18 protein-coding genes are annotated in these 21,935 nt (G+C 72.8%); 14 read left to right on the plus strand and 4 right to left on the minus strand.

From position 1 onward, the window contains the following. The first annotated feature begins 57 nt into the window (after positions 1-57). The 5 genes from sucB to MXD57_RS10905 all read left to right on the plus strand — a co-directional run bounded on the left by sucB (position 58) and on the right by MXD57_RS10905 (position 7,250). Complete coding sequence (sucB, locus tag MXD57_RS10885; protein ID WP_250401149.1) at positions 58-1,833, plus strand: 2-oxoglutarate dehydrogenase, E2 component, dihydrolipoamide succinyltransferase; 1,776 nt, start codon at positions 58-60, stop codon at positions 1,831-1,833. 177 nt (positions 1,834-2,010) lie between these two features. Beyond that, on the plus strand, positions 2,011-2,634 hold the full coding sequence (locus MXD57_RS10890) for a GntR family transcriptional regulator (RefSeq protein ID WP_250401150.1): 624 nt from the start codon (positions 2,011-2,013) through the stop codon (positions 2,632-2,634). Between the two features lie 273 nt (positions 2,635-2,907). Next, positions 2,908-5,610 (plus strand): pyruvate dehydrogenase (acetyl-transferring), homodimeric type, encoded by a 2,703-nt coding sequence (gene aceE / locus MXD57_RS10895; protein WP_250401151.1) that lies wholly within the window; start codon positions 2,908-2,910, stop codon positions 5,608-5,610. Between the two features lie 78 nt (positions 5,611-5,688). Then, complete coding sequence (locus MXD57_RS10900; protein ID WP_250401152.1) at positions 5,689-6,675, plus strand: helix-turn-helix transcriptional regulator; 987 nt, start codon at positions 5,689-5,691, stop codon at positions 6,673-6,675. A 56-nt stretch (positions 6,676-6,731) separates the two neighbouring features. Continuing rightward, positions 6,732-7,250 (plus strand): DUF4240 domain-containing protein, encoded by a 519-nt coding sequence (locus MXD57_RS10905; protein WP_250401202.1) that lies wholly within the window; start codon positions 6,732-6,734, stop codon positions 7,248-7,250. A 46-nt stretch (positions 7,251-7,296) separates the two neighbouring features. On the opposite strand, the gene MXD57_RS10910 is transcribed toward MXD57_RS10905, so the two are convergent. Further along, a complete protein-coding gene (locus MXD57_RS10910) occupies positions 7,297-8,124 on the minus strand; it encodes a peptidoglycan recognition protein family protein (RefSeq protein WP_284505365.1) in 828 nt (275 codons plus the stop codon). Positions 8,125-8,326: 202 nt separating this feature from the next. On the opposite strand from MXD57_RS10910, the gene MXD57_RS10915 reads away from it, so the two are divergent. Beyond that, the gene (locus tag MXD57_RS10915; protein WP_250401153.1) at positions 8,327-9,520 is read left to right on the plus strand and encodes a MarP family serine protease; all 1,194 of its coding nucleotides are present in this window, start codon (positions 8,327-8,329) and stop codon (positions 9,518-9,520) included. A gap of 221 nt (positions 9,521-9,741) precedes the next feature. On the opposite strand, the gene MXD57_RS10920 is transcribed toward MXD57_RS10915, so the two are convergent. Next, positions 9,742-10,224 carry a GNAT family N-acetyltransferase gene (locus MXD57_RS10920; RefSeq protein WP_250401154.1) on the minus strand — a complete coding sequence of 161 codons (483 nt, stop codon included), beginning with the start codon at positions 10,222-10,224 and terminating at the stop codon, positions 9,742-9,744. A gap of 220 nt (positions 10,225-10,444) precedes the next feature. Between MXD57_RS10920 and MXD57_RS10925 the strand changes: the two genes are divergently transcribed. Together MXD57_RS10925 and MXD57_RS10930 are read left to right on the plus strand one after the other, a co-directional pair. Then, on the plus strand, positions 10,445-11,338 hold the full coding sequence (locus MXD57_RS10925) for a TIGR01777 family oxidoreductase (RefSeq protein WP_250401155.1): 894 nt from the start codon (positions 10,445-10,447) through the stop codon (positions 11,336-11,338). A gap of 215 nt (positions 11,339-11,553) precedes the next feature. After that, positions 11,554-12,921, plus strand: coding sequence for an NAD(P)/FAD-dependent oxidoreductase (locus tag MXD57_RS10930; RefSeq protein WP_250401156.1), 1,368 nt, complete (start codon positions 11,554-11,556; stop codon positions 12,919-12,921). Between the two features lie 172 nt (positions 12,922-13,093). Here MXD57_RS10930 and MXD57_RS10935 read toward each other — a convergent pair whose 3' ends face one another. After that, entirely contained in the window at positions 13,094-14,560 is a 1,467-nt protein-coding gene (locus tag MXD57_RS10935) for a regulator (protein WP_250401157.1), read from the minus strand. A 240-nt stretch (positions 14,561-14,800) separates the two neighbouring features. Here MXD57_RS10935 and lipB point away from each other — a divergent pair, with 240 nt between their 5' ends. The 4 genes from lipB (at position 14,801) to MXD57_RS10955 (ending at position 17,859) form a co-directional block, all read left to right on the plus strand. Further along, a complete protein-coding gene (gene lipB / locus MXD57_RS10940) occupies positions 14,801-15,598 on the plus strand; it encodes a lipoyl(octanoyl) transferase LipB (protein WP_250401158.1) in 798 nt (265 codons plus the stop codon). A gap of 106 nt (positions 15,599-15,704) precedes the next feature. Beyond that, positions 15,705-16,670: a lipoyl synthase gene (lipA, locus tag MXD57_RS10945; RefSeq protein WP_250401159.1), complete on the plus strand. Its 966-nt coding sequence runs from the start codon at positions 15,705-15,707 to the stop codon at positions 16,668-16,670. Positions 16,671-16,898: 228 nt separating this feature from the next. Beyond that, a complete protein-coding gene (locus tag MXD57_RS10950) occupies positions 16,899-17,096 on the plus strand; it encodes an SCO2195 family GlnR-regulated protein (protein WP_250401160.1) in 198 nt (65 codons plus the stop codon). 61 nt (positions 17,097-17,157) lie between these two features. Continuing rightward, positions 17,158-17,859 (plus strand): DUF4191 domain-containing protein, encoded by a 702-nt coding sequence (locus tag MXD57_RS10955; protein ID WP_250401161.1) that lies wholly within the window; start codon positions 17,158-17,160, stop codon positions 17,857-17,859. Positions 17,860-17,995: 136 nt separating this feature from the next. Here MXD57_RS10955 and MXD57_RS10960 read toward each other — a convergent pair whose 3' ends face one another. Beyond that, positions 17,996-18,463, minus strand: a complete 468-nt coding sequence (locus tag MXD57_RS10960) for an RDD family protein (protein WP_250401162.1) — start codon at positions 18,461-18,463, stop codon at positions 17,996-17,998. A 209-nt stretch (positions 18,464-18,672) separates the two neighbouring features. On the opposite strand from MXD57_RS10960, the gene glnA reads away from it, so the two are divergent. Both glnA and MXD57_RS10970 read left to right on the plus strand, forming a co-directional pair. Then, complete coding sequence (gene glnA / locus MXD57_RS10965; RefSeq protein WP_250401163.1) at positions 18,673-20,082, plus strand: type I glutamate--ammonia ligase; 1,410 nt, start codon at positions 18,673-18,675, stop codon at positions 20,080-20,082. A 340-nt stretch (positions 20,083-20,422) separates the two neighbouring features. After that, on the plus strand, positions 20,423-21,856 hold the full coding sequence (locus tag MXD57_RS10970) for a right-handed parallel beta-helix repeat-containing protein (protein ID WP_250401164.1): 1,434 nt from the start codon (positions 20,423-20,425) through the stop codon (positions 21,854-21,856). Positions 21,857-21,935: the final 79 nt, after the last annotated feature.

Here is a 21,935-nt window from a genome sequence, read left to right on the forward strand (position 1 = left end):
CGGTCAACGGGCGCGACGACACAGACTTTCCGCAATTCGTAAGGAGCAACCGAAACCATGGCGGTTTCCGTAACCCTTCCGGCGCTCGGTGAGAGCGTCACCGAGGGCACTGTCACCCGCTGGCTGAAGGCCGAGGGCGAGCGCGTCGAGGCCGACGAGCCGCTGCTCGAGGTCTCGACCGACAAGGTCGACACCGAGATCCCCTCGCCCGCCGCCGGCGTGCTGGCCTCCATCAAGGTCGCCGAGGACGAGACCGTCGAGGTCGGCGCCGAGCTGGCCGTCATCGACGACGGCTCCGGCGCCCCCGCGGCCGCCCCGGCCCCGGCCGCCGAGGAGGCCCCCGCCGCCGAAACCCCCGCCGCTCCGGCGGCCGAGGCACCGGCCCAGCCCGCGGCTCCGGCCCCCGAGGCCCCGGCCGCTGCGGCCGGTGGCGCCGAGGGCACCGACGTGGTCCTGCCCGCGCTCGGTGAGTCCGTCACCGAGGGCACCGTCACGCGCTGGCTGAAGTCGGTCGGCGACTCCGTCGAGGCCGACGAGCCGCTGCTCGAGGTCTCCACCGACAAGGTCGACACCGAGATCCCGGCGCCCGCCGCCGGCGTGCTGCTCGAGATCGTGGTGAACGAGGACGAGACCGCCGAGGTCGGCGCCAAGCTCGCCGTCATCGGCGCCCCGGGCGCCGCCCCGGCCGCGGCTCCGGCCGCCCCGGCCCCGGCGCCCGCCGCCGAGGCCCCGGCTCCGGCCGCTCCCGCCGCCCCGGCCCCGGCCACCCCGGCCCCGGCCCAGCCCGCCGCCGAGGCACCGGCCCAGCCCGCGGCTCCGGCCCCGGCTCCGGCCCCGGCTCCGGCTCCGGCCCCGGCCGCCCCGGCTGCCGCGCCGACCGCGCCGACGGCCACCCAGGCCACCGACGAGGGCGCCTACGTGACCCCGCTGGTGCGCAAGCTCGCCGCCGAGAACGGCGTCGACCTGGCCGACGTCAAGGGCACCGGCGTCGGCGGCCGTATCCGCAAGCAGGACGTCCTCGCCGCCGCCGAGGCCGCGAAGGCTCCCGCGGCGCCGGCCCCCGCCGCCGCCCCGGCCGCCGCCAAGAAGGCCCCGGCGCTCGAGGTCTCCCCGCTGCGCGGCCAGACCGTCAAGATGCCCCGCATCCGCAAGGTCATCGGCGACAACATGGTCAAGGCCCTGCACGAGCAGGCCCAGCTCTCGTCGGTCGTCGAGGTCGACGTCACCCGTCTGATGAAGCTGCGCGGCAAGGCGAAGGACTCCTTCGCCGCCCGTGAGGGCGTCAAGCTCTCCCCGATGCCGTTCTTCGTCAAGGCCGCCGCCCAGGCGCTGAAGGCCCACCCGGTCATCAACGCCCGGATCAACGAGGCCGAGGGCACCATCACCTACTTCGACGCCGAGAACATCGGTATCGCGGTGGACTCGGAGAAGGGCCTGATGACCCCGGTCATCAAGGGCGCCGGCGACCTCAACATCGCGGGTATCGCCAAGGCCACGGCCGACCTGGCCGGCAAGGTCCGCGCCAACAAGATCACCCCGGACGAGCTGTCCGGCGCGACCTTCACCATCTCCAACACCGGCTCGCGCGGCGCGCTGTTCGACACGATCATCGTGCCGCCGAACCAGGTCGCGATCCTCGGCATCGGTGCCACGGTCAAGCGTCCGGCCGTCATCGAGACCGAGGAGGGCACGGTCATCGGCGTCCGCGACATGACCTACCTGACCCTCTCCTACGACCACCGCCTGGTGGACGGCGCCGACGCGGCCCGCTACCTGTCGGCGGTCAAGGCGATCCTGGAGGCGGGCGAGTTCGAGGTCGAGCTCGGCCTCTGATCTCCCTGCTCAGGCAGTGCGGCACCCCGTCCGGAGCGATCCGGGCGGGGTGTTCGCGTTTGTCGGGGTGCGCGCCGTGTAAGCCTCGTCTCACCTGCGTTCCAGCACCCCCGCGCGCCCGCTCCGTGGCGCGAACCCGCCGTATTGTCTAATCGTCAGCCCCTGGGAGGAGCCCCCATGACCGCGCCCGTCGTCCACTCGCTGCGCGAACAGATCCGCGAGCACATCGTGGAGGGAATCGTCAGCGGGCGCTGGCAGCCGGGCGAGCGCATCGTCGAGCGGCGGATCGCCACCGAGCTGGAGGTCAGCCAGACCCCGGTACGGGAGGCCCTGCGCGAGCTGGAGTCCCTCCGCCTGATCGAGTCGGCCCCCAACAAGGGGGTGCGGGTCCGCAACCTCACCGCCGCCGACCTGGAGGAGAGCTACCCCGTCCGGGCCGGCCTGGAGGCCATCGCGGCGGAGCTCGCGGCCGACCGTCTCGCCGGGGACTGCTCGGCCCTGGAACCGCACGTCCTGGCGCTGTACCAGGCCGACCGCACGGCCGACGGCACGGCCCAGGTGCGGCACACGGTCGGCTTCCACCGGGAGCTGGTCCGCGCGGCGGGCAACTCGGTGCTGCTGCACACCTGGGAGGGCCTGGGCATCGAGGTGTTCACGGCGCTGTCCATCCGCTGGCTGGGCACGGTCCAGCAGAGTTACGCGGAGGAGCACGAGGAACTGGTCCAGGCGTTCAAGCGCCGTGACCCCCGGATCGCCGAGCTGGTCAAGGCCCACGTCCTGGGCTGCGCTCCGCGCGCCTGACGCAGCCGAGCGCACCCCCGCTCAGACGCCACCCCACCTGCGAAAACCCCCGCCAGAGGCGACACTCGGTGCCCTCGTCCGAGGCACCGGGTGCCGACTTTCTCGATATCGAGAAGTTTTCCCCCTCCAACCTTTGATCGATCATCGATCACGGAGTTAGAGTCTCCGGCGGACCTCCACCGAGGTCCGCCTGCCCTGTCCTGCCAAAGACCGAGGGCAACCCCCGAACCCCTGCCGATGAGGGAACCCCCTTCGACTGAGGAAGGCGGCGACATGACCGACCCCCACGCCATCCAGCCGAGCGCGCTCGACCAGCTCCCGGACCGCGATCCGGAGGAGACCGCCGAATGGCAGGCCTCCCTGGACGCCGTGGCCAGGGAGGCCGGGCCGCACCGCGCCGCCTACCTGATGCGGCGCACGCTGGAGCGTGCCGAGGCGGGCGGCGTCGCGCTGCCGAAGCTCCTCGAGACGGACTACGTCAACACCATCCCCACCTCCGCCGAACCGGACGTACCCGGTGACCCGGAGACGGAGGCCCGGATCACCGCCTGGAACCGCTGGAACGCGGCCGCCATGGTGACCCGCGGCGCGAAGCACGGCGTCGGCGGCCACATCGCCACCTTCGCCTCCGCGGCCTGGCTCTACGAGACCGGCTTCAACCACTTCTTCCGGGGCAAGGAGCGGGACGGCTCCGGCGACCAGCTCTACATCCAGGGCCACGCCTCCCCCGGCATCTACGCCCGGGCCTTCCTCGACGGCCGGCTCGACGAGGGACACCTCGACAACTTCCGCCAGGAGTCCGGCGGCAACGGCCTGCCCTCCTACCCGCACCCGCGCCGGCTGCCCTGGCTGTGGGAGTTCCCGACGGTGTCGATGGGCCTCGGCCCGCTCTCCGCGATCTACCAGGCGCGCTTCAACCGGTACCTGACCAACCGCGGCATCAAGGACGTCTCCGCCTCCCACGTCTGGGCCTTCCTGGGCGACGGCGAGATGGACGAGCCCGAGTCGACGGCCGCACTCGCGCTGGCCGCCCGTGAGGAACTGGACAACCTCACCTTCGTCATCAACTGCAACCTGCAGCGCCTCGACGGCCCGGTCCGCGCCAACTTCAAGATCGTGCAGGAGCTGGAGGCCCAGTTCCGCGGCGCCGGCTGGAACGTCGTCAAGACCCTCTGGGGTTCGGCCTGGGACGAGCTGTTCCAGCTCGACACCACCGGCGCGCTCGTACGCCGTCTGCGCCAGGTACCGGACGCGCAGGTCCAGACGTACCAGACGCGCGACGCCGCCTACATCCGCCAGGACTTCTTCGGCGCCGACCCGGCGCTCGTGGAGATGGCGAAGCTGCTCGGCGACGACAAGATCCTCGAGTGCTTCCACCTGTCCCGCGGCGGTCACGAGGCCCGCAAGGTCCACGCCGCGTACAAGGCGGCCGTCGAGCACAAGGGCGCCCCGACCGTGATCCTCGCCCAGACGGTCAAGGGCCACACCCTCGGCAGCGGCTTCGCGTCGAAGAACGCCAACCACCAGATGAAGAAGCTCTCGGTGGACGAGTTCAAGGCGATGCGCGACCTGCTCGACCTGCCGATCAAGGACAGCGACTTCGCCGACGGCGTGGTCCCCTACGGCCACCCGGGCGCCGACTCCCCCGAGGTCCGCTACCTGCAGGAGCGGCGCGCGGACCTCGGCGGTCCGGCCCCGGCCCGCCGCGTCCACCCGCTGGCCCCGCTGCCCGCCCCCGCCGCCAAGGCCTTCGCCGCCTTCGACAAGGGCTCCGGCTCGCAGAACGTCGCCACCACCATGGCGTTCGTCCGCCTGGTCAAGGACCTGGTCCGCGACAAGGAGACCGGAAGGCGCTGGGTGCCGATCGTCCCGGACGAGGCGCGCACCTTCGGCATGGAGAGCCTCTTCCCCTCCCTCGGCATCTACTCGCCGAAGGGCCAGACGTACGAGCCGGTCGACCGCGACCAGCTCATGTACTACAAGGAGGCCGAGAACGGCCAGATCCTCAACGAGGGGATCACCGAGGCCGGTTCGATGGCCGACTTCATCGCCGCGTCCAGCGCGTACGCGACGCACGGCGAGGCGATGATCCCGTTCTACATCTTCTACTCGATGTTCGGCTGGCAGCGCACCGCCGACCAGATGTGGCAGCTCGGCGACCAGCTCGGCCGCGGCTTCCTGGTGGGTGCCACGGCGGGCCGCACGACGCTGACCGGCGAGGGCCTGCAGCACGCCGACGGCCACTCCCCGGTGATCGCGGCCACCAACCCGGCCGCGCTCAGCTACGACCCGGCCTTCGCCTACGAGGTCGCGGTGATCGTCCGCGAGGGCCTGCGCCGGATGTACGGCGAGGCCCAGCCGGACGAGGACCAGAACGTCTTCTACTACCTGACCGTCTACAACGAGCCGCTGCCGCAGCCGGCCAAGCCGGGCACCCCCGGTGTGGACGAGGGCATCGTCAAGGGCCTGTACCGCTTCAACACGGCGGAGTCCGCGGGCGTGACCGCCCCGGCCGACGCCCCGCGCATCCAGCTCCTCGGCTCGGGCACGGCGATCCACTGGGCCCTCGACGCCCAGAAGCTGCTGGCCGAGGAGTGGGGGGTGGCCGCCGACGTGTGGTCCGCGACCTCCTGGACCGAGCTGCGCCGCGACGCCCTGGACGCCGACGCGGCCCTGCTGCGCGGCGAGGAGCGGGTGCCGTACGTCCAGCAGGCGCTGCAGGGCGCCGAGGGCCCGGTGCTGGCCGTCTCCGACTACATGCGCCAGGTCCCGGACCAGATCGCCCAGTGGGTGGAGCAGGACTGGTCCTCGCTGGGTGCGGACGGCTTCGGCCTGTCCGACACCCGTGAGGCGGCCCGCCGCCACTTCGGCGTCGACGCCCAGTCGATCGTCGTCGCCGCGCTCGCCCAGCTCGCCAGGCGCGGCGAGGTCAAGGCGGCGGCGGTGAAGGAGGCCCGCGAGAAGTACGGGCTGTAGCCGGCGGCTTCTTCCGGAAGGGGTACGGCGGTCGCCGTACCCCTTCCGCTGTCGGTGGCCCCCGGCATCATGAGGGCCATGCGTGCCGCCCGCCTCATCAAGATGGTGCTCCTCCTGCAGTCCCGGCCCTCCATGACCGCCGCCGAACTGGCGCGGGAGCTGGAGGTTTCGGAGCGGACGGTCACCCGGGACGCGCAGGCGCTGTCGGAGGCGGGCGTACCGGTCTACGCGGACCGGGGGCGGGCCGGGGGTTACCGGCTGGTCGGCGGGTACCGGACACGGCTGACGGGCCTGGCGCGCACCGAGGCCGAGGCGCTGTTCCTGAGCGGGGTGCCGGGCGCGCTGCGGGAGATGGGGCTGCAGGACGCGGCCTGTGCCGCCCGGCTGAAGGTGTCCGCCGCACTGCTGCCCTCCCTGCGGGACGCCCCGGACAGCGCCGCCCGGCGGTTCCACCTGGACGCGCCCGCCTGGTTCAGGGAGCCGCGGACGCCCGCGGCGCTGCCGCCGATCGCCGAGGCGGTGTGGTCCGACCGGCGGATCAGTGCGGTGTACCGGCGCGGGGAACGACCGGTGGAACGGGAGCTGGAGCCGTACGGGCTCGTGCTGAAGGCCGGCGTCTGGTATCTGTGCGCGCGCGTGGCCGGCGACGGTGCCTTCCGGACCTACCGGATCGACCGGTTCGGCGCCGTGTCCGCCCTCGAGGCACGCTTCGACCGGGTGCCGGACTTCGATCTGCCGTCGTTCTGGGCCGGTCAGGCCGAGCGGTTCGCCCGGTCGATCCTGCGCGCCGCGGTCGTCGTGCGGCTGTCCGCCGCGGGCGCGCGCAGGCTGCCGTACGCCGTGGACCCGGTGGCCGCGCGCGAGGCGCTCGCGGCCGCGGGCGAGCCGGACGCCGGGGGATGGACGACGGTGACCGTTGCGGTGGAGTCGGAGGAGGTGGCCCACGAGCAGCTCACGGCGCTGGGGCCGGAGGCGGAGGTGCTGGCGCCGGCGGCTCTGCGGGAGCGGTTCGCGGCGGACGCGGCCCGGCTCGCCGCGCGCTACGGGCGCGCGGACGGCGGATAACGATCCGTCGCACTCCACGTGCGCCCCACCGGTGGAGGCCCGATGCTGGTGCCGTGATGGACGAGACGGAGTTCTGGGAGCTGATCGACGCGGCCCGCGAGTCCGCCGAGGGCGACCCCGAGGAGCAGGCGGACCTGCTCGTGGAACGGCTGCTCCAGTTGGACCCGGAGCAGGTCCTGGACTTCGCCCGTCACTTCGAGGCCCGGTACAACCGGGCCTACCACTGGGACCTGTGGGGTGCCGCCTGGGTCCTGCTGGACGGGGCCAGCGACGACGCGTTCGACTACTTCCGGTGCTGGCTGATCGGCCAGGGCCGGGAGGTCTTCGAGGGGGCCCTGCACGACCCGGACTCCCTGGCCGACCTGCTGGAGGACTTCGACGAGGAGGTCGACGGGGACGGCGAGGAGCTGGGCTACGCGGCGGACGAGGCGTACGAGCAGCTCACCGGCACGGTCGCCCCGGACCTCGGCATCGCCCCCGCGCAGGCCGAGCCGGAGGGCACCGCGGTCGCCTTCGAGAACGAGCGGGTGCTCGCCGAGCGCTACCCCCGGCTGTGGGAGCGCTTCAAGGAGTAGCGGGGCCCGTGTCGGGGCGCGCGGCTCGGAGCGGATCACGGGCCGGCTACGGGTCCGCCGCGGGCGTCCTCCCCTGGAGCCGGGCCGCCGTCCGCCTGATCTCGGGCAGCCGGGCGGTCAGGGCGGCGCCGGGACAGGTGGTCATGTAGCCCTCGTTGTGGCCCGCGACGGCGGGCAGGGTGGTGGCGGTGCCCGCCTTGAAGCGGCTGTGCCCGTTGCTGGAGACCAGGTGGGCCCGGGCGCGCGGGTCGACGTCGGCGAGGCCCAGCTTCCAGGCGGCCAGGGCGGCGATCGCGTCGGTCATGGCCCGCGGGACGGTCACACCGGCGGTGAAGGTGCCGAGGGCGGCGATGCCGGCGGTGCGGTGGTTGAAGCCCTGGGTGTGGGCGCCGGTGACCGCGCGGTCCACGCCTCCGGCGCGGCCCTCGTAGATGGTGCCGCAGCGGTCGACGAGGAAGTTGTAGCCGATGTCGTCCCAGCTCCGGCCGCCGGTCTGGCCGGCGTACAGGGCGCGGATGATGCGGGGCGAATCGGCGCAGTCGTACCGGTTGGGCGAGTCGGTGTGGTGGACGAAGACGGCGACCACCTTGTCGTCGTAGCGCGGGGGCGGCTGGCTGCGCGGGGCGGCGGCCGGGTCCAGCCAGACGGATCGGGGCAGGATGCGCGGCCGGGCGGCGTGGTGTGCCGGGGCCGCCGGGTCCGCGCCGGGCCGGGCGAGGCGGACCGGGGCGGCGCTCTCGACGCCTCGGGCGCACAGGGCCAGCGCGAGGACGGCGGTGAGGCCGGGGAGGCAGCCGAGCAGCACCAGCACGGCACCGGGGACGTGGGCGGGCCGTCGTCCGCGTGTTCCCGGTGCCCTTCGGGGGACGCGCATGGTCCCACTGTCCGCGCGCCGCGCCGGGCTCGCGATGTGGGGTGTGCCACCTGGTGGAACCATCGTCCTTGTCCAGGCCGTTTCTGGGGATATACGCACACGTGGCCGGTTCGCGGTCCGGGTGGCCGCTCACGCACGCGCGTGACTGATCACCGGGGCCGCCCGGTCCGTATCTCAGGGGGTCCGAGAGAAAGGCGGCTCCGTGGACCTGCTCGACCTGGTGCTCGCACTGGTGGTCGTCGTGTACGCGACGTCCGGTTACCGGCGCGGGCTGGTGGCCGGCTGCCTGTCCCTGGCCGGGTTCGTGGGCGGCGCGGCGGTCGGGGTGTGGGTGCTGCCGTGGGTGACCGGGCTCGCGGCGCGCGGATCGGCGACGGCGACCGTGCTGGCGGTGCTGACCGTGCTGGTGCCGGGGGTGGTGGGACACGAACTGGCGGCCCGGCCGGCGCTGCGGCTGCGGCGGGAGCTGGACCGGGAGGGCCGGGGTCCGCTGCGGGTGGCGGACGGGGCGGGGGGCGCGGTGGCGAACTCGGCCGCCGTGCTGATCGTGGCCTGGGTCGCGGCGAGTGTGCTGGGCGCCTCCTCCTCGCCGGCGGTGACCGCGGCGATCCGGAACTCGGCGGTGCTGGGCGCGGTCCAGGGGACGATGCCCGCGACCACCCCGGTGTGGTTCTCGCGGGCCACGTCCGCGCTGACGGAGGCGGGCTTCCCGCAGGTCTTCAACCCGTTCGAGAACGAGTCGACGGCCCGGGTGGCCAGGCCCACCGGCGACAACGTCACGTCCGCGGCGACGAGCGCGGCCCGGCGCAGCTCGGTCAAGATCGAGGGCGCCTCCGGCACCGAGGGCCGGGAGGGCAGTGGGTTCGTGTACGCGGCCCGCCACGTGATGACCAACGCGCACGTCGTGGCGGGCATCGACCAGCCGAGCGTGCGGGTGGGCGGGGTCGGGCCGGCCTACTCGGCCCGGGTGGTGCTCTTCGACCCGGACCGGGACGTGGCGGTGCTGTACGTGCCGCGGCTGCGCGCGCCGGTGCTGCGCTTCGACCACAGCGCGGTGCGCGGCGAACCGGCGGTGGTCGCGGGCTACCCGCAGGACGGCGGCCTCGACCTGCAGGCGGCCACGGTGGCGAACCGGGTGCGGGCGCGAGGGCAGAACATCTACAGCACCCGTACGGTGACCCGGGAGATCTACTCGATCCGCTCGACGGTCCTGCCGGGCAACTCCGGCGGGCCGCTGCTGTCGGCCGAGGGCCGGGTGTTCGGCGTGGTCTTCGCCCGCTCCACCTCGGACGGCGAGACGGGGTACGCCCTGACGGCGGACGAGGTGGCGGGCGACGCCGCGAGCGGGGCCACGGCCACGGCGCCGGTCGACACCGGGCACCTCGTCACGTCGTAGGCCCTGTCGCCGGACTCCCGCAGGGCGTGGCCCGCGGCGTCACGAGCGGGCTCCGGGCTCCCCGGGCCGGAGGCCAGGGGCGTGCCGGGCCCCGAGTCCCCCACGGGATGCGCTCGGGCCGGGCCCGGTGCGGCGGGAGGGCGCGCACGGCGTCGCCGGACAGCCGGGACTCGCCGACGGTGCCCGTGGCGCACGGCCCGGGACCGCCCCGGGGCGGGGCCTCAGACGGCGCGTCCCATGAGCACGTCGTCGACGAACGCGCCCTCGATCAGCCATTCCCCGGGGAGCACGCCCTCGACCGCGAAGCCCTGGGCCTCGTAGAGCCGCCGGGCCGGGGCGTTGTGGCCGAGCACGCGCAGGGTGAGGCGGCGCGCGCCCCGGGCCCGCGCCTCCTGGACGGCGGCCCGGACCAGCGCCCCGCCGACGCCCTTGCCGCGGGCCTCGCCGGAGACGACCAGGCCCTGGATCTGGCGGACGTGCGCGTTGGCGGGCAGCGCGGTGGGCGGGACGAGGCGGATGTAGCCGGCGATGCGCCCGTCCAGTTCGGCGACGAGGTAGTCCCCGGGCCGGTGGTGCTCGTCGAAGAACGGCGGGTACGGAGGCCGCGGTGCGGGCAGTACGGCGTGCAGCGGGGACCAGGCCGCCCGGTCGAGAAGGGCCAGCGCCTCCTCGTCGGCGGGCAGGGCGATGCGTATGGACGGCATGGAGGTCACCCTAAGGGCCGTCCCGCGGTCCCCGGTGGGTCGGCGCACGGCGTCGGATGCGGCGCGCAGCGGGGCGGGGGGTCGTCCTCGTACCGGGCGTCCTCGGGCGGGCCGACGACGCGGCGAGGTGCCGCGGCCGTCGTCGTGCGCCCGCCGGGGATCGCGGGACAGTCCTCGAGCGGGCCGGGGAGGAACGGCGTCGGCGGGGAAGGATGGGCGCATGGAACGTTCGCGAATCGCGGTGGCCGGTGCGTCCGGTCTCATCGGCAGCGCCCTGGTGCGGTCCCTGACCGCGGACGGGCACGAGGTGGTGCGCCTGGTCCGCCGCGCGCCCCGGGACGGAAACGAGGTCCGCTGGGACCCCGAGCGGCAGCAGGTGGACGCGGCCGGGCTGGCCGGCTGTGACGCGGTGGTCAACCTCGCCGGGGCGGGCATCGGCGACCGGCGCTGGACGCCGGAGTACAAGCGGCTGATCCGGGACAGCCGGGTGCTCGGCACGGCCGCGCTGACGGAGGCGGTGGCCTCGCTGGACACCCCGCCGCGGGTGTATGTGAGCGGCAGCGCGATGGGCATCTACGGCGACACCGGTGACCGTGCGGTGGACGAGGACGCGCCGCCCGGTGACGGCTTCCTGCCCTCGCTGTGCGTGGAGTGGGAGGAGGCCGCGGCGCCCGCGCGGGAGGCGGGGGTGCGCACGGTGTTCCTGCGCACGGGTCTGGTGGTCGCGCGGGGCGGCGGGGCCTGGGGCCGGCTGTTCCCGCTGTTCAAGGCGGGGCTCGGGGGGCGCCTGGGGAACGGGCGGCAGTACTGGTCGTACATCGCGCTGCACGACGAGGTCGCCGCGATCCGGCACCTCATCGACGACGGCACCGCGTCCGGGCCGTTCAACCTGACGGCGCCGCAGCCACTGACGAACCGTGAGGTCACGGAGGCGATGGGACGGGTGCTGCACCGGCCCACCCTGTTCGCCGTGCCGGAGCCGGTGCTGCGGGCGGCGCTGGGCGAGATGGCCGGGGACGTGCTGGGCAGTCAGCGGGTGCTGCCGAAGCGGCTGCTGGAGTCGGGGTTCACGTTCGCGTTCCCGGGCATCGAGGACGCGATCCGCGCGGCCTGACCGGCGATCAGGGACTCTCCGGCGTTCCTCCGCGGTCTCGTGTGTTCTGTTGAGTCCTCTTGTGACCGGATGCGACCGTCGTGCGACCGTGCCCTGTCGATGCGCGGACCACCCCTGACCGGCCAGGGACCTAACCTCAAGCCGAACTCGGGTATCCCCGGGGCCTGTTGGGGGCATGACGTCTCCACCGGCCGCGCAACCACAGGAGGGGCCTCGTGCTTGAGCCCGCGTACCAGGTGGACGTCGTCATCGTGGGAGCCGGGATCGCCGGACTCTCGGCGGCTCACCGGCTCACCAGCGCAGGAGTAACCACCGCAGTCCTGGAGGCCGCCCCCTGGGTGGGCGGCCGCATGTCGACCGAGAAGGTCGACGGCTTCCGGCTCGACCGCATAGGGCAGTTGCTGTCCACGTCGTATCCCGAACTCCGGGTGACACCGGGGCTCGGCGCACTGGCCGTGCGCCGGTTCGCGCCGGGCGTGCTGCTGCATCGCGACGGGCGCACGCACCGCGCGGGCGCACCGGCGTCCGCAGGGAGCGCAAGGAGCGCACTTCACGTGGTGCGCGCCCTGGCAAGCGCCCCCCGTGGACCGGCGGCCGGGCCGCCCGGCCGGGCCGGCGCGCCGGTCGGCGGCGCCGTCGACCAGGCCCGGCTCGGCACCGCGCTGGGCCGCATCGCCGCCACCCCGGTCGAGCGCCTGCTGTCCCGGCCCGAACTGCCGGCGGCGCAGGCGCTCGCGGCCCGGGGAGTCCCGGCCCGCACCATCGAGGGCTTCCTGCGCCCGCTGCTCGCCGCGCTGCTGTGCGACCCGGAGCTGTCCACGTCCAGCCGGTGCGCGGACCTGGCCCTGCACGCCTTCGCGAGCGGCCGGCTGTGCGTGCCGGAGGGCGGCGCCGAGGCCCTGCCCGAGCTGCTGGCCCAGACGCTGCCGCACGGCACCGTGCGCACCGGGGTGCGGGTCACCTCGGTCTCGACGACGTCGGTGGCCACCGCCGAGCACGGCGAGATCCGCTGCCGCGCGGTGGTGCTGGCGACCGACGCGCGGGCCGCGGCGGAACTGCTGCCGGGCCTCCGGGTGCCGGACTTCCATCCGGTGACGGTCCTGCACCACACCACGGACGACCCGGCGCCGGCCCTGGCCACCGGCAGCTCGCTGCTGCTGGACGCGGACCGCGGCGGGCCGGTCGCGCACACGGCGGTACTCAGCGACGTCGACCCGAGCCGGGCTCCGGCCGGCCGGGTGCTGATCTCCTCCACCGTGCTGGGCACCCCGCCGGACGGGATCGACACGGCCGTGCGCATCCATCTGGCCCGGCTGTACGGCACCTCGACCCGGCGCTGGGAGACGCTGGCGGTGCACCACACCCCGCAGGCGGTGCCGGCCATGCGCCCCCCGCACGACCTGCGCCGGCCGGTACGGCTGCTGGCCGGCCTGTACGTCTGCGGCGACCACCGCGACACGGGCACCGTCCAGGGCGCCCTGCACTCGGCCCACCGGGCGGCCGCGGCCGTCCTCGCGGACCTGGGCGCTGCGGGCTCGATGCACCGGTCGGATCCCGCGCCCACCCTGCCCAGGGCCGCCTGACCCACCGCACGGCCCCTGGGCCGTGTCCGCGGCGTCAGACCTGCGCCGCGCCGCCCGGCACGCTCCCCGGAGCACACGCCGGACGGCGCGGCGACGGCCCCGGGCGAACGACGAAACCTCGCGGACACGGCCGGGGGACGACCCGGCGCATCCGCCCCGGTGCGCCGCCCCCTCAACCGAACGCGGCCACCTTCTCCCGGTAGCCCCGCACGGGAGCCGCGTCCCGGTACGGCTCCAGGCGCCGCTCGAAGTCCCGGACGTACTCGACGGCCCGCACCGATCGCATCTGGGCCGCCTGGCCTGCGGCCTCCGCCGCCAGCGCGCACGCCTGGTCGAGTTCACCGAGGCCGAGCCGGGCGGTGGCGAGGACGATCCGGCAGAACAGGCGGCTGCGGGCGTAGGCGGGGGCGCGCAGTTGCAGGGAGCGCTCGGCGTGCTGCGCCGCCGCCCGGAACTGCTGCAGGTCGCGGTGGCAGTGCCCGAACTCGTCGGCGAGCTGCGCCTCGTCGAAGAACCGGGCCCAGTACGGCACCTCGTCCCCGGGCCGGACCGCGTCGAGGGCACGCTCGGCGCGCACCAGCGCCCCGGTGCACGCCCGCACCTCGCCCAGCACCCCGTGCGCCCGGGCCTCGGCGGCGTGCAGCAGTGCCTGCACGACCGGCGGGGCGCTGGACCCGACGCCCTGCTGCGCCACCCGGGCGAGCTGCACGGCCTCCCTGCCGTGGCCGAGGTAGACGGCCTGGCGGCTCATGGTGACGAGCACGTAGGAGCCGTAGGAGCGGTCGCCGGCCGCCTGGGCGAGCCGCAGGGCCTGCACGAAGTAGCGCTGGGCCAGCCCGTGCGCGGCGATGTCGTACGAGGTCCAGCCGGCGAGCCGGGTGAGGTCGGCGGACGCGGCGAACAGGCGCCGCCCGGTGTGCTCGTCGTAGGCGCCGCGCAGCAGCGGCTCGCACTCGTGCTCCAGGTAGCGCACGAGGGCCTGCCGGGCGTGGCCGCCGCCGTAGGCGTCGTCGAGGGTGCGGAACAGCTCGCCGACCGAGCGCAGGGCGGCGATGTCGCCGCCGGTGACCCGGTGGCCGGGCGCCCGTTCGACCTGCCCGCGCGGCCGGGCCGGGGCGGGCACCCCCTCCAGCCGGCTCCTGGCGGCGGCCGGGCGGCCCTGGGCGGGCACCCGGGGCACCGGATCGCGGGCCACCCGGTCGTCGGCCTTGCCGATCAGCCAGTCCCGGCTGGGCACGACGAGACCGGCCGGGGTGAAGGCGATCTTGCGCAGCTCGGCGTGGCTGCCGGAGTCCTTGCGCCACAGACCGCTGACGATGTCGACGGCCTCCTCCGGGGTGGCGGCGAACTCGAGCCCGGCGTACACCGGCGCGCAGGCGTCCAGGCCGAGATCCTGGGCCGTGAGCCGGCGTCCGAGCCGACGCGTGAACACCTCGGCGATCAGCGCGGGTGTGGTCCCCCGGGGCTGCTGGCCGCGCAGCCAGCGGGTGACCGAGGTCTTGTCGTATCTGAGGTCCAGCCCGTGCTCCAGGCCGAGCTGGTCGACGCGACGGGCCAGACCCGCGTTGGAGAACCCCGCTTCTGCGATGAGCGCGGCGAGCTGGCGGTTGGGGGTGCGCTGCGCGGGTCGATCCGTCATCTGCGGTGCGTTCTCCTGCCTTACGGCTCTGCTGAAGTACCCGGATTGCCGGTGAGCAGCCCTTATGGCCTCATGGACGGCGCGAATGTAGCGGAGAGTGAGCAGACGACCGCACAGTTCCCGGTTCATTCATCCGATCGTGTGAGGATTGCCCTCAGAGCTGACGTACACCGGACGGTCGTACAGTGGCGTGGGCGCGCCACGCGCCTGACACCGGTCCGCTTGAGGGAGGCGCTTGCCGTGAGTGAGTTGCGGTTCGTCCGCATGGGGTTCGGCGCGGACGCCGTCGAGTACCGGGAGGCGTGGGACGAGCAGCGCCGTGTGCACGCGGCCCGGTTCGCCGACGAGGTCCCGGACACCGTCATCCTGCTGGAGCACCCCCCGGTCTACACGGCGGGCCGCCGCACCGAGGACAGCGAGCGCCCGCTGGACGGCACCCCGGTCGTCGACGTGGACCGCGGGGGCAAGATCACCTGGCACGGACCCGGCCAGCTCGTGGGCTACCCGATCCAGAAGCTGCCCCGCCCGGTGGACGTCGTGGCCCATGTGCGCCGCCTCGAGGAGGCCCTGATCCGCACCTGCGCCGAGTTCGGCCTGGAGACCACCCGGGTCGAGGGCCGCAGCGGCGTGTGGGTGCTCGGCGACCCGGTCGAGCAGCGGCCCTCGCTCGGCGGACTCTCCCTCGACTTCGACCCGCGCCTGACGGACGAGGAGTTCGACCCCCGGCTCGACGGCCCCGAGTACGCGCCGTCCAACGCCGGCCAGCGCCGGGAGGACCGCAAGATCGCCGCCATCGGCATCCGCGTGGCCAAGGGCGTCACCATGCACGGGTTCGCGCTGAACGTGAACCCCGACAACAAGTGGTTCGACCGGATCATCCCCTGCGGCATCCGGGACGCCGGCGTGGCCTCGCTCGCCGCCGAACTGGGCCGGGACATCACCGTCGAGGACGTCCTGCCGGTGGTCGAACGGCATCTGCGGGACGTGCTGCAGAACGCGGACCTCAAGCCGCGTGTCGTGGAGAAGGCCTCCGCCTGATCCGGAATGCGCCCTGCGGCCCCGGGGTCGGCCTCGGCGGCAGGGCTCAGTAAATACGGGCGTACCCTGGTGTACGCCGAGGAATCGAAGTCACAGGGAGCCGGTCGTGTCCGCAGTCGCACCCGACGGACGCAAGATGCTGCGCCTGGAGGTCCGCAACAGCCAGACCCCCATCGAGCGCAAGCCCGAGTGGATCAAGACCCGGGCGAAAATGGGTCCCGAGTACACGAAGATGCAGAACCTCGTGAAGAGCGAGGGCCTGCACACGGTCTGCCAGGAAGCCGGCTGCCCGAACATCTACGAGTGCTGGGAGGACCGCGAGGCGACCTTCCTCATCGGCGGCGACCAGTGCACCCGGCGCTGCGACTTCTGCCAGATCGACACCGGCAGGCCCGAGGCGCTCGACCGCGACGAACCGCGCCGCGTGGGCGAGTCCGTGGTCACCATGGACCTGAACTACGCCACCATCACCGGCGTCGCCCGCGACGACCTGGAGGACGGCGGCGCCTGGCTGTACGCGGAGACCGTGCGCCAGATCCACGCGCAGACGGCGGAGCGGGAGGGCGGCCGGACCAAGGTCGAGCTGCTCGCCCCCGACTTCAACGCGGTCCCCGAGCAGCTCGCCGAGGTCTTCGAGTCCCGGCCCGAGGTGTTCGCGCACAACGTCGAGACGGTGCCGCGCATCTTCAAGCGCATCCGCCCCGGCTTCCGCTACGAGCGCTCCCTGAAGGTCATCACCGAGGCCCGCGACTTCGGCCTGGTCACGAAGTCCAACCTGATCCTCGGCATGGGCGAGACCCGCGAGGAGGTCGGCGAGGCGCTGAGGCAGCTCCACGACGCCGGCTGCGAGCTGGTCACCATCACCCAGTACCTGCGCCCCTCCGTGCGCCACCACCCGGTGGACCGCTGGGTGAAGCCGCAGGAGTTCGTCGAGCTGAAGGAGGAGGCCGAGCAGATCGGCTTCTCCGGGGTGATGTCCGGTCCGCTGGTGCGGTCGTCCTACCGTGCGGGCCGGCTCTACCGGATGGCCGTCGAGAAGCGGGGCTCCTACATCGCCGCCCAGGCCATGTGAGCCGAGCGCGTGAATTCACGCACAAGTTACTACTGGCCAGTAATGGCCGAGTCGACGCGGCCCCGGCCGTCCTCGCAGATGAGGGCGGTGCCGGGGCCGCGTCGGCGTTCCGGGGCTCCACATCAAGGCTTCACGGGCGTTTGACCGGTCGGTCACGCCCTGGTAACACCAATCAGTGACTCTGGTATCACGCCCCGTATCCCACCAGTGACGAAGGGGACTCCGATCATGCAGGCCGCGCCCGTTCGCGCCACACCCATTCCGTCCTTCACCGACGCGCTCCGCGCCGTCGAGTCCCTGCTCATGAGCGGTGGGCAGCGCACCGCCCGCCGCAACGCCTGGAACTCCGTCCTGGAGGACCGCCGCCGCGCCAAGGACCGGGTCGAGGCGCAGCGCGTGCTCGAGCGGGCCGCCGGCCGTCCCTGAACCCGCTCCCCGGTGGGCACTGCCGTCGTGGGCGCTCCCCGGGCCACGTAGACTTCGTGGCATGGCGAGGAAGGAAAACGCGGCGGACGCCGCGAACGCAGGGCGACTGAAGCAGATCGCCCTCACGTACAAGATGACCCGCAAGGCCGACAAGAAGCTCGGTCTTGTGCTCGCGGCTGTCGGTATCGGCACCTTCGGTGTCTTCCTCGCGATCGGTTTCTTGATCGGCCACCCGTACTACCTGGGCATCCTGGGCCTGCTGCTCGGATTCCTGGCCACGGCGATCGTCTTCGGCCGCCGGGCCGAGCGGGCCGCCTTCGGGCAGATGGAGGGCCAGCCGGGCGCCGCCGCGGCCGTGCTGGACAACGTCGGCCGGGGCTGGACGACCACTCCGGCGGTGGCGATGAACCGCAGCCAGGACGTGGTGCACCGGGCGGTCGGCAAGGCGGGCATCGTGCTGGTCGCGGAGGGCAACCCGAACCGGGTGAAGAGCCTGCTGGCCGCCGAGAAGAAGAAGATGAACCGCATCGTCGCGGACGTCCCGGTGCACGACGTGATCGTCGGCACCGGCGAGGGCCAGGTCGAGCTGAAGAAGCTGCGCACGACCATGCTGAAGTACCCGCGCGTGCTGACCGGCCCGCAGGTCACCGCCACCAACGACCGGCTGCGCGCCCTCGGTGACCTGATGAGCAACATGCCGATGCCGAAGGGCCCGATGCCCAAGGGCATGCGGATGCCGAAGGGCGGGCCGAAGGCCCGCTAGGACTTCTCGTACGACGAAGGGGGGCGCCCGGACCTGGTCCGGGCGCCCCCCTTCGTCGTGACGTGACGGCCCTTCGTCGTGACGTGACGGCGCCCCCGTCCGTGACGGTGCGCCACGGACGGGGGCGCCGGGGGCGTTACAGGCGGACCTCGACGGTCTTCGCGAGCCGGTCGTGCAGACCGCGGCCGTCCCGGTCCCAGATCAGCGCGGGGATCGCCAGGCAGAGCAGGACCGACCGCAGCAGCGCGCGCCCCGGGTGCACGGTGCCGGTCTCCAGGGCCACGACCCGGATGCCGAAGAGGCGCTTGCCGGGCGTGAAGCCGATCGTGCCCACCGTCAGGACGCTCATCACGAAGAAGACGAGCAGGGCCCAGTTGCTGGTCGCGGGGCTGTTGCCGTGCGTGATCAGGCCGTATGCGATCAACACGCACAGGCCCCAGTCCACGGCCAGGGCGCCCAGGCGCCTGCCGGGCCGGGCGATCGAGTTCGGCCCGTCCTCGGGCAGACCGAGCTGCTCGCCCCGGTATCCGAAGTCGGCGCCGGCGTCTTCCAGCGCCGCGCGCGGCCCGGAGAGCCACGATCCCATTGCTTGCCTGTTGTTCACCCGTCCACGGTACTGCGCCCGGATTCGGGCAGGGCGGACAGGGGTGTGTCGGGGCTAGGGTGGTGGGGTAGCCGGTTAACTTCTGCGAAACAAATGAGTCACGCCCGAGAAATCACCCGTCCCTAGGGTCGAACGCAGCGTGTGCCACCGCACGGGCCGCACCAACGATCTACCACCCCGGCGGGATGGTCGGGAGTAGGAGGAGCTGGATGTTCCAGAACGCCGACGAGGCCAAGAAGTTCATCGCGGACGAGGACGTCAAGTTCGTCGACGTCCGTTTCTGCGACCTGCCGGGCGTCATGCAGCACTTCACGTTGCCCGCGGAGGCGTTCGACCCCGCCGACGAGCAGGCCTTCGACGGGTCGTCGATCCGCGGTTTCCAGGCCATCCACGAGTCGGACATGTCCCTGCGCCCCGACCTGTCCACGGCACGCGTCGACCCGTTCCGCCGGGACAAGACGCTCAACATCAACTTCTTCATCCACGACCCGATCACGGGCGAGCAGTACTCCCGTGACCCGCGCAACGTGGCGAAGAAGGCCGAGGCCTACCTCGCCTCGACCGGCATCGCGGACACCGCGTACTTCGGTCCCGAGGCCGAGTTCTACGTCTTCGACTCCGTCCGCTTCGCGACGGGCGCGAACGAGTCCTTCTACCACATCGACTCCGAGGCGGGCGCCTGGAACACCGGCGCCCTGGAGAACAACCGCGGCTACAAGGTCCGGTACAAGGGCGGCTACTTCCCGGTCCCGCCGGTCGACCACTTCGCCGACCTGCGCGCCGAGATCTCCCTGGAGCTGGAGCGGTCCGGCCTGAAGGTCGAGCGCCAGCACCACGAGGTGGGCACCGCGGGCCAGGCGGAGATCAACTACAAGTTCAACACGCTGCTCGCCGCCGCCGACGACCTCCAGCTCTTCAAGTACATCGTGAAGAACGTGGCCTGGAAGAACGGCAAGACCGCGACCTTCATGCCGAAGCCGATCTTCGGCGACAACGGTTCGGGCATGCACGTGCACCAGTCGCTGTGGAGCAACGGCGACCCGCTGTTCTACGACGAGGCCGGTTACGCGGGCCTGTCGGACACCGCCCGCTACTACATCGGCGGCATCCTCAAGCACGCCCCGTCGCTGCTGGCCTTCACCAACCCGACGGTGAACTCCTACCACCGCCTGGTGCCGGGCTTCGAGGCGCCGATCAACCTGGTGTACTCGCAGCGCAACCGCTCCGCCGCGATGCGCATCCCGATCACCGGCTCGAACCCGAAGGCCAAGCGCGTCGAGTTCCGCGCCCCCGACTCCTCCGGCAACCCGTACCTGGCGTTCTCCGCGCTGCTGCTCGCGGGCCTGGACGGCATCAAGAACAAGATCGAGCCGGCCGAGCCGATCGACAAGGACCTCTACGAGCTGGCTCCCGAGGAGCACGCCAACGTGGCCCAGGTCCCGACCTCGCTCGGCGCCGTCCTCGACCGCCTCGAGGCCGACCACGAGTTCCTCCTCCAGGGCGACGTCTTCACGCCGGACCTGATCGAGACGTGGATCGACTACAAGCGCTCGAACGAGATCGCGCCGCTGCAGCTCCGTCCGCACCCGCACGAGTTCGAGCTGTACTTCGACGTGTGATATCGCCCCAGGTCAGAGCGGACCTCCGCTCCCCTGGGCCGTCCGTGGGCCGCTGGCCGGCTCTCCCGCACGGGAGAGCCGGCCAGCGGCTTTTCGGCCTCCCGGTCCCCGGGTGTGCTCGGGCCGCGTCGTCCTGACACGCGACCGACGGCCTTCTGCGCGCACGATGCGCGACGGCTCCGCCGGTGTCGTCAGGCCGCCGGGCGTTCGAGTGGTCGTGCCAGGTCAAGCGGTGTGTCAGAAGCCGGTATGACCGGTGGCGCGTTTATATGCTCACCGGCCCGGTGCGTCGACAGTCCATGCGGAGCCCGGGCGTGTCGTTCCCACACGAGGAGTCCGCGTGAGACTGAATCTCGCTCCACCGTCCATCGCCGCCGCCGTGTTCCTGGCCGGCGCCGCCACCCCGGCCGCCGCGGTCGGCCACGGCGGCGACGACGGCCACAGCACCCCGGTGGCCTGCAGCACGACCGCGTTGATCAGCGCGATCGAGACCGCCAACGCCAACGGCGGCGGGACCCTGAGCCTGTCCAAGAGGTGTGACTACCAGCTCACCGACGCCTACGACAGCACCGCCGACGGCCTCCCGGTCATCACCAAGAGGATCACCATCAAGGGCAACGGCGCCACCATCGAACGCACCGGCGACGGGCCCTTCCGGATCTTCGAGGTGGCCGCCCCCGACGGCGACCTGAACGCGTACGACCTCACGGTCAAGGGCGGCAGCCTGACCACCGGCGGGCTGTACGGCGCCGGCATCTACGTGCAGCGCGGCGCCCAGCTGACGCTGCACGACTCCACCGTGACCGGGAACACCGACACGACGAACAGCGGCGGGGGGATCGCCAATTTCGGCCGCACCACCCTCACCCACACCAGCGTCACCGACAACAGCTCCAACAGCTCCGGCGGGGGCATCTACAACATCGGCAAGCTCACCGTCAACAAGAACTCCAGGCTGAACAACAACCAGACGCTGATCGAGGGTGGGGCACTGTATCTCGAAGGCGGGACGGCGGCCCTCGACCACACCACCATCGACGGCAACAGCACCGCCACGACCAACTTCGGTTTCGGTGGCGGCGTCGCCGTCGAGGAAGGGGAGGTTTGGCTCGACGACTGCGCCGTCACCAACAACACCGCCACCGCTTACGGTGGCGGCGTGTACAACGAGGGCAAGGTGGTCCTGCGCGACACCCGGGTCGAGGACAACAGCACCACGAGGACCGACACGGGCGGTGGTGGCGGCCTCTACAACGATGCCTGGCTGGAAGGCTACAAGGTCAAGGTGAAGGGCAACACCTCCGCACGCGGTGGCGGCGTGTACACCGACTTCGGGGCGCTCACGCTCCGGGACAGCCAGATCACGGGGAACACGGCCCTCACCGAGGGCGGCGGACTGCGGTCCACCTGGGTCGCCGCGCTGACCGACACCCCGGTCAGCGGCAACACGGTGACGGCCCCCTCGGGACACGGCGCGGGAATCTGGAACTCCTACTCGCTCGTCCTCAACGACGTCCGCGTCACCGGTAACAAGGCCACCGGCAGCGCGTCGCAGGGCGGCGGAATTTACAACACCACCAGTGGCAGCACGGCCAACTCCCGCGGCAATCTCCAGCTCATCAAGACCAAGGTCACCTCGAACAGCGCCAACACCACCGGCGGTGTCTACACCGACAGGCAGTTCACCGTCTTCCGTGACTCCGCCATCACCAACAACACGCCCAGCAACTGCACCGGCAGCGGCGTCTCCCCCGTCTACCACTGCACGAACTGACCGGCGCCGTCACCGCGGCCGCGCCCGGATGAGCGGCCCGGCCCCGCGGCCGGGTACGAGGGCGCGGGGAGCGTATCCC

Source organism: Streptomyces cellostaticus (assembly GCF_023630175.1).
In the GTDB taxonomy this organism is placed as follows: Bacteria; Actinomycetota; Actinomycetes; order Streptomycetales; family Streptomycetaceae; genus Streptomyces; species Streptomyces cellostaticus_A.